At 72.4% G+C, this 16,707-nt stretch carries 12 protein-coding genes; 6 read left to right on the forward strand and 6 right to left on the reverse strand.

From position 1 onward, the window contains the following. The first annotated feature begins 3 nt into the window (after nucleotides 1-3). From ACH4UM_RS06900 to ACH4UM_RS06910, 3 genes are all read left to right on the forward strand, one after another. Complete coding sequence (locus tag ACH4UM_RS06900) at nucleotides 4-1,497, forward strand: FGGY-family carbohydrate kinase (RefSeq protein ID WP_398174668.1); 1,494 nt, start codon at nucleotides 4-6, stop codon at nucleotides 1,495-1,497. Nucleotides 1,498-1,646: 149 nt separating this feature from the next. Then, nucleotides 1,647-3,380 carry an ABC transporter ATP-binding protein gene (locus ACH4UM_RS06905; protein ID WP_398174671.1) on the forward strand — a complete coding sequence of 578 codons (1,734 nt, stop codon included), beginning with the start codon at nucleotides 1,647-1,649 and terminating at the stop codon, nucleotides 3,378-3,380. Continuing rightward, nucleotides 3,380-5,308 carry an ABC transporter ATP-binding protein gene (locus ACH4UM_RS06910; RefSeq protein ID WP_398174674.1) on the forward strand — a complete coding sequence of 643 codons (1,929 nt, stop codon included), beginning with the start codon at nucleotides 3,380-3,382 and terminating at the stop codon, nucleotides 5,306-5,308. The genes ACH4UM_RS06905 and ACH4UM_RS06910 overlap by 1 nt, the downstream gene beginning before the upstream one ends. Nucleotides 5,309-5,370: 62 nt before the next feature. Here ACH4UM_RS06910 and ACH4UM_RS06915 read toward each other — a convergent pair whose 3' ends face one another. Then, nucleotides 5,371-6,642 (reverse strand): RNA polymerase sigma factor, encoded by a 1,272-nt coding sequence (locus ACH4UM_RS06915; RefSeq protein ID WP_398174677.1) that lies wholly within the window; start codon nucleotides 6,640-6,642, stop codon nucleotides 5,371-5,373. Nucleotides 6,643-6,823: 181 nt separating this feature from the next. Between ACH4UM_RS06915 and ACH4UM_RS06920 the strand changes: the two genes are divergently transcribed. Beyond that, nucleotides 6,824-6,964, forward strand: coding sequence for a hypothetical protein (locus tag ACH4UM_RS06920; protein WP_398174680.1), 141 nt, complete (start codon nucleotides 6,824-6,826; stop codon nucleotides 6,962-6,964). A 27-nt stretch (nucleotides 6,965-6,991) separates the two neighbouring features. On the opposite strand, the gene dnaG is transcribed toward ACH4UM_RS06920, so the two are convergent. From dnaG to ACH4UM_RS06940, 4 genes are all read right to left on the reverse strand, one after another. Beyond that, complete coding sequence (gene dnaG / locus ACH4UM_RS06925; RefSeq protein WP_398174682.1) at nucleotides 6,992-8,914, reverse strand: DNA primase; 1,923 nt, start codon at nucleotides 8,912-8,914, stop codon at nucleotides 6,992-6,994. 142 nt (nucleotides 8,915-9,056) lie between these two features. After that, nucleotides 9,057-10,322: an NAD(P)/FAD-dependent oxidoreductase gene (locus ACH4UM_RS06930; RefSeq protein WP_398174685.1), complete on the reverse strand. Its 1,266-nt coding sequence runs from the start codon at nucleotides 10,320-10,322 to the stop codon at nucleotides 9,057-9,059. 193 nt (nucleotides 10,323-10,515) lie between these two features. Further along, entirely contained in the window at nucleotides 10,516-11,898 is a 1,383-nt protein-coding gene (locus ACH4UM_RS06935) for a deoxyguanosinetriphosphate triphosphohydrolase (RefSeq protein WP_398174688.1), read from the reverse strand. A gap of 82 nt (nucleotides 11,899-11,980) precedes the next feature. Then, complete coding sequence (locus ACH4UM_RS06940; protein ID WP_398174691.1) at nucleotides 11,981-12,883, reverse strand: sirohydrochlorin chelatase; 903 nt, start codon at nucleotides 12,881-12,883, stop codon at nucleotides 11,981-11,983. A gap of 215 nt (nucleotides 12,884-13,098) precedes the next feature. Here ACH4UM_RS06940 and ACH4UM_RS06945 point away from each other — a divergent pair, with 215 nt between their 5' ends. Both ACH4UM_RS06945 and ACH4UM_RS06950 read left to right on the forward strand, forming a co-directional pair. Further along, nucleotides 13,099-13,794, forward strand: coding sequence for a vancomycin high temperature exclusion protein (locus ACH4UM_RS06945; RefSeq protein WP_398174694.1), 696 nt, complete (start codon nucleotides 13,099-13,101; stop codon nucleotides 13,792-13,794). Nucleotides 13,795-13,904: 110 nt separating this feature from the next. After that, complete coding sequence (locus tag ACH4UM_RS06950; protein WP_398174697.1) at nucleotides 13,905-16,106, forward strand: molybdopterin oxidoreductase family protein; 2,202 nt, start codon at nucleotides 13,905-13,907, stop codon at nucleotides 16,104-16,106. Here ACH4UM_RS06950 and ACH4UM_RS06955 read toward each other — a convergent pair. Next, complete coding sequence (locus tag ACH4UM_RS06955) at nucleotides 16,042-16,530, reverse strand: gamma-glutamylcyclotransferase family protein (RefSeq protein ID WP_398175050.1); 489 nt, start codon at nucleotides 16,528-16,530, stop codon at nucleotides 16,042-16,044. The two genes, ACH4UM_RS06950 and ACH4UM_RS06955, sit on opposite strands and share 65 nt — an antisense overlap. Between the last annotated feature and the right edge of the window lie 177 nt (nucleotides 16,531-16,707).

A 16,707-nucleotide genomic window follows, 5' to 3' on the forward strand; every position in this document is an offset into this window, starting at 1 on the left:
GTCATGGGGATAGTCGCCGGGTTGGACAGCTCGCCCGATTTCACTCGCATCGTGGTCTGCGACACGGACACTGGAGCCGTGCTCAGGCAGGGGTATGCGCCGCATCCGGTGGAGAGCCCCGGTGGGGGTGCCTCCCTGCTCGAGCGAAGCCGAGAGCTCGGCGGAGGCGGACGCCCGTCCGACGTCGACCCGCAGGCCTGGCTGCTGTCTCTCGGGGAGGCCGCGGGCGGCGGGCTCCTGGAGGGCGTGCAGGCCATCGGTGTCTCCGCGCAGCAGAACGCGCTGATCCCGCTGGACGGCCAGGGCGCCACCGTGCGGCCCGCGCTGGTCGGCGGCGACCGGCGGGCCCAGGTCGCCGCGGCCGACCTGATCGACGCGCTCGGCGGCCGCGAGGCCTGGGCGCAGGCGGTCGGCTCCGTACCGCAGGCCGCCCAGCCGGTGACCAAGCTGCGCTGGCTCGCCAAGAACGAGCCCGACGCCGCCCGCCGCACCACCGTTCTGCTGCAGGCGCACGACTGGCTGGTGTGGCAGCTGCTCGGACGGCCGGTGCGCAGGACGACCGATCGCGGCGGCGCCTCCGGCACCGGGTACTGGTCCGCGGCCACCGGCGCCTACCGGCCCGACCTGGTCGAGCTGGCGCTCGGCCACCAGGCCGTGCTCCCCGAGGTGATCGGACCCGCCGAGGCGGCCGGTACGACCCCGGAGGGGCTGCTGATCTCGGCCGGTACCGGGGAGACCATGGCCGCCGCCTTCGGACTCGGGCTGGGACTGGGCGACGCGGTGGTGTCGCTGGGCGCCTCCGGCTCGGTGATGGCCGTCCACCCCGAGGCGCTCGTCGACCAGACGGGAATGATCACCTCGCTCGCCGACGCCACCGGGATGCATCTGCCGGTCGTCACCACCCTGAACGCCGTGCGGGCGCTGCGCGGCGCCGCCGAACTGCTGGGCCTGCCGGACCTGGAGAGCCTGTCCGGCCTGGCGATGAAGTCGACGCCGGGGGCCCACGGCCTCGTTCTCCTGCCGTATCTGGAGGGCGAGCGGACCCCGAACCTGCCGCACACCGCCGGGACGCTGGCGGGCCTGCGGCGCGAGTCGATGAAGCCGGAGCATCTGGCGCGGGCCGCGTTCGAGGGCATGCTGTGCGGGCTCGCGGACGCGCTCGACGTGCTGCGCGGCCGGGGCGTGGACGTGCGGCGCGTCTTCCTGCTCGGGCAGGCCGCCGAACTGCCCGCCGTCCAGGCCGCGGCGCCCTCGCTGTTCGGGGCGCAGGTCGTCGTGCCGCAGCCCGCGGACTACGCCGCGATCGGCGCCGCCCGGCAGGCCGCCTGGGCGCTCGGCGTCTCCCAGGGCGCCCTCGACCCGCGCACCCCGCCGGCCTGGCAGGGCGCGGCCGCCCAGGTCCTGGAGCCCGGCGAGGAACTGGCGGTGGGCCAGGCGGTGCGCCAGCAGTACGTGTCGGTGCGCGAACAGGCCCATCCCGGGGCGTTTCGCCCGTAACGACCCCAACGGCTTAGGTCCATCGGCTGACGGTACGTCGGTCGGTGGACCGCTATTGGATTAATCAGTTGAGGTAACACGGGTGGAGTGTTCGACGATAGGGGCCAGGGGACAGCGACCGCCCCCACCGCCGACTCCGAGAGACCAGCGTGCTCATACGACTTCTGCGGACCTATCTCAGGCCCTACAAGAAACCCATCGCCCTCCTGGTGCTGCTGCAGTTCCTGCAGACCTGCGCCACCCTCTACCTGCCCACGTTGAACGCCCACATCATCGACAACGGTGTCGTGAAGGGTGACACCGGCTACATCCTGACGTTCGGCGCCGTGATGATCGGCATCTCCCTGGCGCAGGTCGTGTGCAACATCGGTGCCGTGTACTTCGGTGCCCGGACCGCGGCGGCGCTCGGCAGGGACGTCCGGGCCGCCGTCTTCGACCGCGTGCAGTCCTTCTCGGCGCGTGAGCTCGGCCACTTCGGCGCGCCCTCCCTCATCACGCGTACGACCAACGACGTGCAGCAGGTCCAGATGCTGGCCCTGATGACGTTCACCCTGATGGTGTCGGCGCCCATCATGTGCGTGGGCGGTGTGGTCCTGGCCCTCGGCCTGGACGTGCCGCTGTCGGGGGTACTGGTCGCCGTCGTACCGGTGCTCGGCATCTGCGTGACCCTCATCGTGCGCCGGCTGCGCCCGCTGTTCCGGGCCATGCAGGTGCGGCTGGACACGGTGAACCGGGTGCTGCGCGAGCAGATCACCGGCAACCGCGTCATCCGCGCCTTCGTCCGCGACGAGTACGAGAAGGACCGCTTCCGCAGGGCCAACACCGATCTGACCGAGATGCAGCTGGCCACCGGCCGGCTGCTCGCGCTGATGTTCCCGATGGTGATGACGGTGGTCAACGTGTCGTCCATCGCGGTGGTGTGGTTCGGCGCGCACCGCATCGACAGCGGGGGGATGCAGATCGGCGACCTGACCGCCTTCCTGGCCTATCTGATGCAGATCGTGATGTCCGTGATGATGGCCACCTTCATGTTCATGATGGTGCCGCGCGCGGAGGTGTGCGCCGAGCGCATCGAGGAGGTCCTGGACACCGACTCCAGCGTCGTACCGCCGACCGCGCCCGTGCTGGAGCTGCGCCGCCACGGCCATCTGGAGCTCCGGCAGGCCGGCTTCCGCTACCCGGGAGCCGAGGAGCCGGTGCTCAAGGCCGTGGACCTGGTGGCCCGCCCGGGCGAGGTCACCGCCGTCATCGGCTCCACCGGCAGCGGCAAGTCCACCCTGCTGGGCCTGGTGCCCCGGCTGTTCGACGCGACCGACGGGGAGGTCCTCGTCGACGGGGTGGAGGTGCGGACCGTGGACCCCGGGCTGCTGGCGCGGACGGTCGGCATGGTGCCGCAGAAGCCGTACCTGTTCGCCGGAACGGTGGCGACCAACCTGCGCTACGGCAACCCGGACGCCACCGACGAGGAGCTGTGGCACGCGCTGGAGGTGGCACAGGCCAAGGACTTCGTCGGCAAGCTGGAGGGCGGGCTGAACGCGCCGATCGCGCAGGGCGGCACGAACGTCTCCGGCGGTCAGCGCCAGCGTCTGGCCATCGCCCGCACCCTCGTGCAGCGCCCGGAGATCTACCTCTTCGACGACTCCTTCTCCGCGCTCGACTACGCCACCGACGCGGCCCTGCGCGCGGCGCTGGCGCGCGAGACCGCCGAGGCGACCGTCGTCATCGTCGCCCAGCGGGTGGCGACCATCCGCGACGCGGACCGGATCGTCGTCCTGGACGAGGGACGGGTCGTCGGCACCGGCCGCCACCACGAACTGATGGCGGACAACGAGACCTACCGGGAGATCGTGCTCTCCCAGCTGACGGAAGCGGAGGCTGCCTGATGGCCGGGCCGATGGGGCGGATGATGGCCGGGGGCGGTCCCGAGAACCGCTCGATGGACTTCAAGAAGTCGGGCAGCCGGCTCATCGCCCGGTTCAAGCCCGAACGGGCCACGATCTACGCGCTGCTGGTGTGCGTGGTCCTGAGCGTCACGCTGAGCGTGATCGGGCCGAAGATCCTCGGCAAGGCCACCGACCTGGTCTTCGCCGGGATCGTCGGACGGCAGATGCCGTCCGGGCCGACCAAGGACCAGATCCTGGCCGGGATGCGGCAGCGCGGCCAGGGCCCGATCGCCGACATGCTGCAGGGCACGGACTTCACTCCGGGAAAGGGCATCGACTTCGGCGCGGTCGGCGGCGTCCTGCTGTTCGCGCTGGGCACTTTCCTGGTCGCCGGTCTGCTGATGGCGGTGGCGACGCGGCTGGTGAACCGGTCGGTCAACCGGACCATGTTCCGGATGCGCGAGGACGTGCAGACGAAGCTGTCCCGGCTGCCGCTGTCGTACTTCGACAAGCGTCAGCGCGGCGAGGTGCTCTCCCGGGCGACCAACGACATCGACAACATCGGGCAGACGCTGCAGCAGTCCATGGGCCAGTTGATCAACTCGGTGCTGACCATCATCGGCGTGCTGGTGATGATGTTCTGGGTCTCCTGGCTGCTGGCGCTGGTGGCGCTGGTGACCGTGCCGTTGTCGTTCTTCGTCGCCACCCGCGTGGGCAAGCGGTCGCAGCCGCACTTCGTGCAGCAGTGGCGCTCCACCGGCAAGCTCAACGCGCACATCGAGGAGATGTACACCGGGCACAGCCTGGTGAAGGTGTTCGGCCGGCAGCAGGAGTCGGCGCAGCAGTTCGCCGAGCAGAACGAGGCGCTGTACGAGGCCGGGTTCAAGGCGCAGTTCAACAGCGGCGTGATGCAGCCGCTGATGATGTTCGTGTCGAACATCAACTACGTGCTGGTGGCCGTCGTCGGTGGCCTCAGGGTCGCGTCCGGCGCGCTGTCGATCGGTGACGTGCAGGCCTTCATCCAGTACTCGCGGCAGTTCTCGATGCCGCTGACCCAGGTGGCGTCGATGGCGAACCTGGTGCAGTCGGGCGTCGCCTCGGCCGAGCGGATCTTCGAACTCCTGGACGCGGAGGAGCAGGAGGCGGATCCGGTGCCGGGCGTGCGGCCGGAGGAGCTGCGCGGGCGGGTCGCGCTGGAACACGTGTCGTTCCGCTACGACCCCCAGAAGCCGCTCATCGAGGACCTGTCGCTGAAGGTCGAGCCCGGCCACACGGTCGCGATCGTCGGCCCGACGGGCGCGGGCAAGACCACACTGGTCAACCTGCTCATGCGGTTCTACGACGTCACCGGCGGGCACATCAGGCTCGACGGCATCGACATCGCGAAGATGTCCCGCGACGAACTGCGGTCCGCCATCGGCATGGTGCTGCAGGACACCTGGCTGTTCGGCGGCACCATCGCGGAGAACATCGCCTACGGCGCCTCCCGCGAGGTGACGCGCGGGGAGATCGAGGAGGCGGCGCGGGCCGCGCACGCCGACCGGTTCATCCGGACCCTGCCCGACGGCTACGACACCGTGATCGACGACGAGGGCTCCGGGGTCAGCGCCGGTGAGAAGCAGCTCGTCACCATCGCGCGGGCGTTCCTGTCCGACCCGGTGATCCTCGTCCTGGACGAGGCGACCAGCTCGGTGGACACCCGCACGGAGGTGCTGATCCAGAAGGCGATGGCCAAACTCCAGCACGGCAGGACGTCGTTCGTCATCGCCCACCGGCTCTCCACGATCCGGGACGCGGACACGATCCTGGTGATGGAGAACGGCTCCATCGTCGAACAGGGCGCCCACGACGAGCTGCTGGCGGCCGACGGGGCCTACGCGCGGCTGTACAAGGCACAGTTCGCGCAGGCGGTGGCGGAGGTCGACTGAGCCGCACCCGGACCCGTGGGGGCCGCTCGCTTCGGGTTCGAACCGGGGTGAGCGGCCCCTCGTCAGTCCAGGTAGCCCCGCAGCTGGTCGGCGAAGGCGTGGTCGCGGAGCTTGTTGAGGGTCTTGGACTCGATCTGGCGGATCCGCTCGCGGGTCACGCCGAAGATGCGCCCTATTTCCTCCAGGGTGCGCGGCCGTCCGTCCATCAGCCCGTACCGCAGCTGGACCACCTTCCGCTCCCGCTCCCCCAGCGTCGACAGCACGGCCTCGAGGTGCTCGCGCAGCAGCAGGAAGGCCGCGGACTCCACGGGTGAGGCGGCGTCGCCGTCCTCGATGAGGTCGCCGAGGGCGACGTCGTCCTCCTCGCCGACCGGGGCGTGCAGGGAGACGGGTTCCTGGGCCAGCCGCAGCACCTCGGTGACCCGCTCCGGGGGCAGTTCGAGGTGGGCGGCGACCTCGTCGGAGGTCGGCTCGTAGCCGCGCTCCTGCAGCATCCGGCGCTGCACCCGCACGACCCGGTTGATGAGTTCCACGACGTGGACGGGCACACGGATGGTGCGGGCCTGGTCGGCCAGGGCCCGGGACATGGCCTGACGGATCCACCAGGTGGCATAGGTGGAGAACTTGTAGCCGCGGGCGTAGTCGAACTTCTCCACGGCCCGGATCAGCCCGAGGTTGCCCTCCTGCACGAGGTCGAGCATGGTGAGCCCGCGGCCCACGTACCGCTTGGCGACGGACACCACGAGCCGCAGGTTGGCCTCGATGAGCCGGCGCTTGGCCATCCGCCCCATGACGACGAGCCGGTCCAGGTCGAGGGCGAGCTGACTGTCCAGGTCCGGGGTGCTGCCGAGTTTCTCCTCGGCGAACAGCCCGGCCTCGACGCGCCGGGCGAGCTCGACCTCCTCGGCGGCGGTGAGCAGCGGGATGCGGCCGATCTCGCGCAGGTACTGGCGGAACAGGTCGGAGGAGGGGCCGCCGGTCTCGGTGCGTGCGGGGGCGCGCGGCTCGGGCGGTTCCGGCTCCTCGGCTGCCTGCAGCGCCGCGATCGGGGGCTCTTCCGGTCCGGACGGGGTCTCCGTCTCCGGGTGGTGCCCGACCCGGTCCTGCGGGGGTACGGCCGCGAGGCCGAGGTCGGTGGCGCTGTCGGTCTGGGCGAGGGTCTGGGTCTGCACGGGGGCGACCTCCAGGATGTTCGCTGCTGAGTTGTGCGGCAGCGGTTCTCGGGGGGCGGAGTCGGCGGCCTCGCCGCTGTCCGTCCCGTACGCGATGAGCGGAACCGCGGGGTTGTCGGACCCGTGGGGGAAGGACCGGCCGCGCTCCGAGGACTCAGGCACCGGACCCAGTGTGGAGTACGACACATCGCTGCCACGAGGGGCGTGCGATGACTTTTTGCGTCCGGTCCGTGACCGGGCGGTTACTCAGGTCGTTTGACCATCATCATCCGGATTGACGGACAGGGACTCTGGGACCAACTGATTCGGGACGGGGGAAGGCAGGCGCGATATCGACGAGGCGTTGCGCCAGACCCGGCTGGATCACAGCAAGGTGCTCGAAGCGCACAGCAGTACCCTGGCCGAACACGGCAAGCTGCTCCGCGCGCCGGTGGTGGGCCAGGTCGCGATCATGGAGCACTTGGGCATCACCCCGCCCGGATAGTCCACCGGGGACTAGGCAGAGGGCCCCTCACAGCGCTGCCGCGCCGTGCCCCTTCAGGGCCTGGTCATACTGCTGCAGGATCCACAGCTCGTTCTTCGCGGCAGCCAACTGGGCCGGATCACCGCCCGATTCCAGGCGCCTGACGGTGACCTGGATCTCTTGGATCCGGCGCTCCACGGCGCGGCGGCGGACCGTCACCAGTTGGGCGCCGGCGTAGACCTCGTCGGCCTCCCTCGCCCCCCTGTGCAGCTTGATCGGCTCGACGGCCAGCTCCGTCACCATCGCGCGGACCTGGTCGTCGGGAGCCGCCTCACGGACGCGAATCAGATAGTCCTGCGGATCCTGCACGCCGTACTCCACGCCGCCCGCGTCCAGGACCGCCTGGCGTACGGCGGCGTACGGCGGGGCGGTGAACTCGTCGACGCCGTAGGCGTCGAAGGCCGGGGAGACCAGTTCCGGGCGCTGCAACGCCAGCTTCAGCAGCTCGCGCTCGGTGGCGTAGACCGGGTTACGAAGGTTCAGCGCCGGGCCGCCGGGCGTGGCGGGCCGTGCGGCGGCGTACTGCTGCTGCGGCCCCCGCTCCCGGCGGTCCGGCGCGGGGCCGCGGCCGCCGCGCTCGCGTGCCCAGCGGGCCAGCTGGGCCACCCGCTTGACCACGAACTGGGTGTCGAGGATGCCGAGCAGCCCGGCCAGCTGGACCGCGACCTCGTGCTGGGCGCCGCTGTTCTTGATCCGGGCGACGATCGGCGCCGCCTCGTCCAGCGCGGCGGCGCGGCCGGCCGGGGTGTTCAGGTCGTAGCGGGCGACGATCTGGCGCAGCGCGAACTCGAAGAGCGGCGTGCGCGGCTCCACCAGGTCGGCGACCGCCTCGTCGCCCTTGGCCAGGCGCAGCTCGCAGGGGTCCATGCCGTCCGGCGCGATCGCGATGTAGGTCTCGGCGGCGAACTTCTGGTCGTCCTCGAAGGCGCGCAGCGCCGCCTTCTGACCGGCCGCGTCGCCGTCGAAGGTGAAGATCACGCGGGCCGAGCCGTTGTCCATCAGCAGCCGGCGCAGGATCTTGATGTGGTCGCCGCCGAAGGCGGTGCCACAGGTGGCGATCGCGGTGGTGACGCCGGCCAGATGGCAGGCCATGACGTCCGTGTAGCCCTCGACCACGACCGCGCGGGACGCCTTCGCGATGTCCTTCTTGGCCAGGTCGATGCCGTAGAGGACCTGGGACTTCCGGTAGATCGCCGTGTCGGGGGTGTTCAGGTACTTGGGCCCGTTGTCGGCCTCGTACAGCTTGCGGGCGCCGAAGCCCACCACCTCGCCGCCGATGTCGCGGATCGGCCACATCAGGCGGCCGCGGAAACGGTCGATGGGGCCGCGGCGGCCCTCCTGGGAGAGTCCCGAGAGGAGCAGCTCCTTGTCGGTGAAGCCCTTGCCGCGCAGGAAGCGGGTGAGGTGGTCCCACCCCTGGGGGCTGTAGCCGACGCCGAAGTGCCGGGCGGCGGCCTGGTCGAAGCCGCGCTCGGCGAGGAAGGCGCGGCCGGTGTCGGCCTCGGGGCCGGTCGCGAGCTGCTCGGTGTACCACTCGGCCGCGAGCTTGTGGGCCTCGACCAGGCGGATGCGCTCGCCACGCTGGTGGGCGGGGTTGTAGCCGCCCTCCTCGTAGCGCAGGGTGATGCCGGTCTGGGCGGCCAGGCGCTCGACCGCCTCGGAGAAGGAGAGGTGGTCGATCTTCATCACGAACGTGATGGTGTCGCCGCCCTCCTGGCAGCCGAAGCAGTGGAAGAGCCCCTTGCCCGGACTGACCTGGAAGGACGGCGACTTCTCGTCGTGGAACGGGCACAGGCCCTTGAGGTTGCCGCCGCCGGCGTTGCGCAGCTGGAGGTACTCGGACACCACGGCGTCGATCGGGACCGCGTCCCGTACCGCCTTCACGTCCTCGTCGTTGATCCGTCCTGCCACGCGTGAATTCTACGGGGCAGAACTGACACTCCCGGGCTTCGCCGTCCGGCGACCGGCCGGGGGGGGCCGGCCCGCCGCGCCGCGGCCGTCGAACGCGGCGCCCCCGGGAGTCGCAGCCCGGGGACGCACCGGGTGCCGTCGGCTACGAGCCCAGGGTGTCCAGCGGGACGTGCGGATCCGCCAGCGCCTCGGTGTCCACTTGTGCCTTCGTGCGAATCAGCCGCTGGATGGGGTCCGTGACGTCCCACACGTTGACGTTCATCCCGGCCAGCACCCGGCCCTCCTTCACCCAGAAGGCGATGAACTCCCGCTTTCCGGCGTCGCCGCGGATCACCACCTCGTCGTACGACCCGGGCGGCGCCCACCCGCTGTACTCCATGCCCAGGTCGTACTGGTCGGAGAAGAAGTAGGGCACGCGGTCGTAGGTGACGTCCTTGCCGAGCATCGCGCGGGCCGCCGCCGGGCCGCCGTTGAGCGCGTTGGCCCAGTGCTCCACCCGCAGCCGGGTGTCGAACAGCCGGTGCGGGAAGGAGGCCACGTCGCCGGCCGCGTGGATGTCCGGGTCGGAGGTGCGCAGCCGCTCGTCCACCGCGATGCCGCCGCCGTGCGCGCGGTCGGCGAGCTCCAGGCCCGCCGACTCGGCGAGCGCAACTCGCGGCGCGGCACCGATCGCGGCGAGCACGTCGTGGCAGGGGTGCTCCTCGCCGTCGTCGGTACGGGCGGCCAGCACCATGCCGTCCTGTCCGACGATCTCGGTCAGCCGGGCGCCGAAGTGGAAGCGGACGCCGTGCGCGCGGTGCAGCTCGGCGAAGAGCTGGCCGAGCTCGGGGCCGAGCACGTGGTGCAGCGGGGTGTCGGACGGCTCGACGACGGTGACCTCCGCGCCGTACTCGCGGGCCGCGGCCGCGACCTCCAGGCCGATCCAGCCGGCGCCGGCGATCACCAGATGGCCGTTGTCCCGGCCCAGGTGGGTCAGGACGCCCTTGAGTCGCTCGGCGTGGGCGAGGCGGCGCAGGTGGTGGACGCCCGCGAGGCCGGTGCCGGGGATGTCCAGACGGCGCGGTTCGGCGCCGGTGGCCAGGAGCAGCTTGTCATAGCGCACGTGGGTGCCGTCGTCGCCGTAGTGGACGGTCTTCGCGGCGCGGTCGATGGCGACGACGGTCTGGCCGAGGTGCAGCTCGATGTCGTTCTGCGCGTACCAGGCGGGCTCGTGCACGAAGACGCTGTCGCGTTCCTCCTTGCCGAGGAGGTAGCCCTTGGACAGCGGCGGGCGTTCGTAGGGGTGGTCGCGCTCGTCGCAGATGAGGATCACGCGGCCGCTGAAGCCCTCCGCGCGGAGGGTCTCGGCCGCCTTCGCGCCGGCCAGACCTCCTCCGACGATGACGAATGTCTGATCCGCGTCGACCACTTGATGCCTCCTCGTAAGGGTGCCGCCACATGCGAGCGTCCCGCACGGAGCGTGATGCGGGAAGAGGGAGTGGCCCGATCAGGCCACGGAGGGTCACCTCGGGAGTCTGGTCAGGGCCTCTGGAGTCACCCGCGTCCCACCGGTATCACGCGTGCCGGTAAGCGCGCTGTCAGTGTCCTTACTACTGTCGTCCTCACCGTCTTCGATTGCCTGCCCGTCCCGTCAGGCGCGCGTGGAGCGAGCGGGCCGAGGTGTCGGTGAGGGAGGCGATCTGGTCGACGATCACGCGCTTGCGGGCGCGGTCGCCGGCCGCCCCGTCGAACAGGGCGCGGAACTGCGGGTCGAGGCCGTCGGGGGCGCGGGCGGTGAGCGCCTCGGCGAGTTCGGCGACCACGATCCGCTGGTCCGCGCGCAGCCGCTCCTGCTCGGCGCGCTGCATGACGTACCGGTCGGCGACGGCCTTGAGGACCGCGCACTCCATTCGGGTGCTTCTGGGCACGACGAGCTCGGCGCCGTACCGGGTGAGGCGGCCGCTGCCGTAGGCCTGCCTCGTGGCTCCCTCGGCGGCCAGGCAGAAGCGCCCGATGAGCTGGCTGGTGGCGTCCTTCAGGCGGGCCTGGGCGACGGCCGAGCCGTCGTAGCCGTGCGGCCACCACTCCTGGTCCAGGAGGCGGTCCAGGGCCTCGGCCAGCTCCTCGGGGTCGGTGCCGGCCGGGACGTACCGTCCGACGGCGACCGCGAACACCGCCTGCCGCTCCGGCCCGGCGTGCAGGCAGCCGGGGTCGATGTGCCCGGCGTGCAGGCCGTCCTCCACATCGTGCACCGAGTAGGCCACGTCGTCGGACCAGTCCATGACCTGGGCCTCGAAGCATGTGCGCATGCCGGGCGCGTCCTTGCGGACCCAGTCGAAGACGGGCCGGTCGTCCTCGTAGACACCGAACTTCCGGGAGGCCGGGTCGGTGGGGTGGGCGCCGCGCGGCCAGGGGTACTTGGTGGCGGCGTCGAGGGCCGCGCGGGTGAGGTTGAGGCCGACGCTGACGAGTTGGTCCGTCCCGGGGTCGGGGACGAACCGCTTGGGCTCGATGCGGGTCAGCAGGCGCAGCGACTGGGCGTTGCCCTCGAAGCCGCCGCAGTCCCGCGCGAACTCGTTCAGAGCCTGTTCGCCGTTGTGCCCGAAGGGCGGGTGGCCAAGGTCGTGGGAGAGGCAGGCGGCTTCGACGAGGTCCGGGTCGCAGCCTAGGGCGGCGCCCAGCTCCCGGCCGACCTGCGCGCACTCCAGGGAGTGGGTCAGCCGGGTGCGCGGGCTCGCGTCCCAGGCCTGGACGGGGGTCCCCCCTGTCCGGGCGGGACCGGGACCTTGGGGGAGCTCGTCCGGCGTGACCACCTGTGTCTTGCCGGCCAGACGTCGCAGGGCCGAGGAGTGCAGCACACGCGCGCGGTCGCGCTGGAAGGCGGTACGGCCCGGGCGCTTGTCCGGCTCGGCGGCCCAGCGTTCGGCCGACGCCGGGTCGTAGCCGACAGGGGGGAGGTGGTTCTCGTACGGCTGCGCCGCTGCCCCGGGGGCGATCCCTTCCATGCCTCGACAGTAAGCGCAGGCGGTGACAATCGGGGTGTCACCGTCCGTTTCCGGCCGGGGACGGGGTGCGCCGGCGCGGTGGTCAGGCCGATGCCAGCGCGGGCTCCCCGGCCGCGCCGGGCGCGGCGAGCGCCTGGTCGTAGCGGTGCAGGACCAGACGGGCCATCGCCGGGTGGGCGCCGAGCGGGGCGGAGGCGATCCAGGGGGCGGCCGCGGCGCACTGGGTGGCGAAGCGGCCGGGGGCGGTGAAGCAGGAGGCGACGGCGACGCGGTGCCGGCCGCGGGCCGCGAGGGCGCGCAGGGCGTCCTGGACGGTGGGGGTGGCGGCGGAGGCGTAGGCGGGCACGACGGGCACGCCGAGGCGGTCGGCCAGGCGCCGGGCGGTACGGCGGGTGCCGGCCGCCGAGTCGGGGTCGCGCGAGCCGGCGGCGGCCAGCACGACCGCGCCCGCCCGGCGGGTGGCGGCGTCCGGCCGGGCGGGCCAGCCGGCCTCGACGAGCCGGTCGTACAGGGTCTCCACGAGCAGCGGGTGCGGACCGAGCGGCGCGGCCACACGCGTGTGTGCCGCTACGGCCGCCGCCATCTCGGGGATGTCCTGCTTGACGTGGTGGCCGGGGCTGAGCAGCAGGGGCACGAGCACGGCGGCACAGACGCCGAGGCCGGTGAGGGTGTCCGGGAGCAGCGGCTCGTTGAGTTCGATGTGCCCGAGGTGCACGGGCAGAGCGGGGCGCCTCTCGCGGACGCGCTCCATGAGGGCCCGTACGGTGCTCAGCGCGCGCGGGTCGCGGCTGCCGTGCGCCACGAGCACGAGCGCGGGCGGCCCGGGCCGGCGCCTGCCGTCGAGCGAGACGAGGCTGAGCCGGCCGGCGAGTTCGGTGCCGATGCTGTTCATGATGTGCGCCGTGCTGTCGAGGCGGACATCGTGGGGCGGCAACCCGCCGGGGCGGTGGATGGACTCGTCACGAGAGGGGTTCGACGCCGTCATGCATGGATCCTCACGGATGGAGGTTGCGCCGCCGTTGCACGCCGGTGACGGGTATTTTCCGGGGCTTCACGGGCCGGGACGGGCAGGTGTGAGGCATCCGGCGCAGCAGGTGCGAGGGCTGTTGCCGGACCGGTGCACGGACGGCGAACCGGAGCGCCGTGCGCGGCGTCCTCCCTGGTCGAGGCCCCGCCGGGGCTGTCCGGGAGGGACCTTCGATGTGTCCGACGCGCCGATCGAGGCGGATACGACCGCGGCTGCCGCGTACGCGCGCGGGGCAGCGGCGGCTGGTGCAGGCCGTGGTGACCGTGTGCGTGCTGGCGCTGCTGCCGGCGACCTGGCTGTACGTGGCGACGGCCGGCCGGCTGCGCACCACGGCGGACGCACCACGCACCGACGTGGCCGTCGTCTTCGGCGCCGGGCTGTGGGACGGCGAGCCGTCGCCCTACCTGGCGCACCGCCTGGACGCGGCGGCGAAGCTGTACCGCGAGGGCCGGATCAAGGTGGTCCTGGTCACCGGTGACAACAGCCGTGACGACTACGACGAGCCGGACGCGATGCGCGCGTACCTGACGAGGCACGGCGTCCCCGGCGCCCGGATCGTCACCGACTACGCCGGCTTCGACACGTGGGACTCCTGTGTCCGCGCCAAGGAGATCTTCGGCGTGGACCGCGCGGTCCTGGTCAGCCAGGCCTTCCACATCCGGCGGGCCGTCGCCCTGTGCGACGCGGCGGGCGTGGAGTCCTACGGCGTCGGCGTGGACGCCAAGCACGACGTCACCTGGTACTACGGCGGCACCCGCGAGGTGTTCGCGGCCGGCAAGGCGGTGCTGGACGCGGTGTTCCGGCCCGGCCCGCGGTTCCTGGGCCCGAAGGAGCAGGGGGTCGCCCGCGCGCTGGCCGACGCCAGGTGAGGTGGGCGGGCGCACCTCACGGCGGGCCGGCGGATACGGGGAGGTCCCCGTCCCGGCCGTGTAACAGCGACCGTCCGGGCACGTAACACGGCCGACGCACGCTGGGCGGCATGCAGACCTCCGCGACGCCCACGCACTGCCCGTACTGCGCCCTGCAGTGCGGGATGAACCTGACGCCCGCCCCGGACGGGGGCGTGGTGGTCACCGAGCGCGCGGACTTCCCCGTGAACCGGGGCGCGCTGTGCGGCAAGGGCCGGACGGCGCCGGCGGTGCTCTCCTCGCGGGTCCGGCTGACCTCGCCGCTGGTGCGCTCCGGCGACGGCGTGCTCGTGCCGGCCGGCTGGGAGGAGGCCCTGGACCGGATCGCCGCGGGGCTGGCACGCGCGCGCGTGGAGCACGGCCCGGACGCGTGCGGGGTGTTCGGCGGGGGCGGGCTGACGAACGAGAAGGCGTACGCGCTCGGGAAGTTCGCGCGGGTGGTGCTCGGCACCTCGCAGATCGACTACAACGGGCGCTTCTGCATGTCGTCGGCGGCGGCGGCCGGGAACGCGGCGTTCGGTCTCGACCGGGGGCTGCCGTTCCCGCTGGAGGACATCCCGAGGACCGGATGCGTGATCCTGGTCGGCTCCAACCCGGCGGAGACGATGCCGCCGTCGCTGCGGTACTTCACCGAGCTGCGCGAGAACGGCGGCACGCTGATCGTCGTCGACCCGCGCCGGACGAAGACCGCCGAGCAGGCCGACCTGCACCTCGCGCCCCGCCCCGGCACGGACCTCGCGCTGGCCCTGGGCCTGCTGCACCTGGTCGTCGCCGAGGGCCGCACCGACGAGGCGTACATCCAGGAGCGGACGACCGGGTGGGAGGAGGCGCGGGCGGCGGCCATGGCCCACTGGCCGGAGTACGTGGAGCGGGTCTCGGGGGTACCCGTTCCACAACTGCGGGAGGCCGTCCGGCTGTTCTGCGGGCCGGAGTCGGCGATGGTGCTGACCGCCCGGGGCCCGGAACAGCAGTCCAAGGGCACCGACACGGTGGGCGCGTGGATCAACCTGTGCCTGGCGACCGGCCGCGCGGGCCGCCCACTGTCCGGGTACGGCTGTCTGACCGGCCAGGGCAACGGCCAGGGCGGCCGCGAACACGGCCAGAAGGCCGACCAGTTGCCCGGCTACCGCAAGCTGGCCGACCCGGCGGCGCGGCGGCACGTGGCCGAGGTGTGGGGCGTGGACCCGGACAGCCTGCCCGGGCCGGGGCGCAGCGCCTACGAGCTCCTGGACGCGCTCGGCACGGACATCCGCACCCTGTTGCTGATGGGCTCCAACCCGGTGGTGTCGGCGCCGCACGCCGCGCACGTCGAGGAACGCCTGAAGTCCCTGGACTTCCTGGCGGTGTGCGACGTGGTGCTGTCCGAGACGGCGGCCCTCGCGGACGTCGTCCTGCCGGTCACGCAGTGGGCGGAGGAGACGGGCACGACCACCAGCCTGGAGGGCAGGGTGCTGCTGCGGCGGCGCGCGCTCACCCCTCCCGAGGGTGTCCGCAGCGACCTGGAGGTCCTGCACGAACTGGCCGCCCGGCTCGGTGTGGAGAAGGGTTTCCCGACCGACCCCGAGGAGGTCTTCGACGAGCTGCGCCGGGCCAGCGCGGGCGGTCCGGCGGACTACTCCGGGATCACCTACCGCAGGCTGGCGGAGGAGAACGGACTGTTCTGGCCGTGCCCGGCACGACCGGAAGCCACCGCACCGGAAGCCGCCGCACCGCTGGAAGCCACCAGGACCACCAGGACCACCAGGACCACCGGCACCGCCGGGACCGCAGAGGGCCACGCCGAGGCGCCGGGCACCCCCCGCCTCTTCCTCGACCGCTTCGCCACCGAGGACGGCCGGGCCCGGTTCGCCCCCGTGACGCACCGGCCGAGCGCGGAGGAGCCGGACGACGAGTACCCGGTGCTGCTGACCACGGGCCGTGTCGTCGCCCAGTACCAGTCCGGCGCCCAGACCCGCCGCGTGGACGAGCTGAACGCCGCCGCGCCCGGCCCGTTCGTCGAGCTGCACCCGCGGCTGGCGGCACGGCTGGGTGCGACGGAGGGCGACCCGGTCGCCGTCGTGTCGCGGCGCGGGCGGGCGGTGGCCCCCGCACGCATCACCACCGGCATCCGCCCGGACACCGTCTTCATGCCCTTCCACTGGCCCGGCGAGGGCCGCGCCAACACCCTGACCAACCCGGCCCTCGACCCCACCTCGCGGATGCCCGAGTTCAAGGTGTGCGCGGTGCGGCTGGAGGCCGTGCAGTCACGGAGGGCGGAGCCGGAGGCGGCGTAGGGCCGGTGCGGCCCGTTCGGTTCCGGGCCGGCCAGTCCCCGCCCTCGATGCGCCTGCCCCGCTCCCGCAGCCGGGCCGTGACCGACGCCCCGGCGACATAGACCCACGCCCGCACTCGTGCGCCGTCGGTCTCGCGGACCACCTCGCGCTCGACCCTTTCGTACAGGCTGCCCGGGTCCCCGGCCGCGTAGCCCTCCAGCCGGTCGAGGGCGATGAGCAACTCGCCGTACTCCCGCGGCGCGGCGGTGAGCAGTTCGCCCCGCACCATGCCGCCCGGCTCCTCGACGGCGTAGGGATGGCCGGGGCCGTCGTAGAGGACCGCGCCGGTCAGCCGGGCGGGTTGCGCGCAGCGGGTGCGGCCGCGCAGAAACGCGTCGTGGTTGCGCTCGCCCGGGCGCAGGGTGCCGTAGACGAAGAACGGCAGTTCCGGGAGTGCCGGGGGCGTCGGAGGCCACGTCGGAGGCCACGTCGGAGGCGTCGAAGGCGTCACAGAAACGATTCTCTCTCCACACACATCGGCACGCGGGCGCTATGGACATGACATGTCGGCGGCTCTTAAATCTGAGTCAACACCAGCGCAACCCCCACGCGCCCGAGGGCG

It is taken from the genome of Streptomyces sp. NPDC020801 (genome assembly GCF_044334385.1).
Lineage (GTDB): Bacteria > Actinomycetota > Actinomycetes > Streptomycetales > Streptomycetaceae > Streptomyces.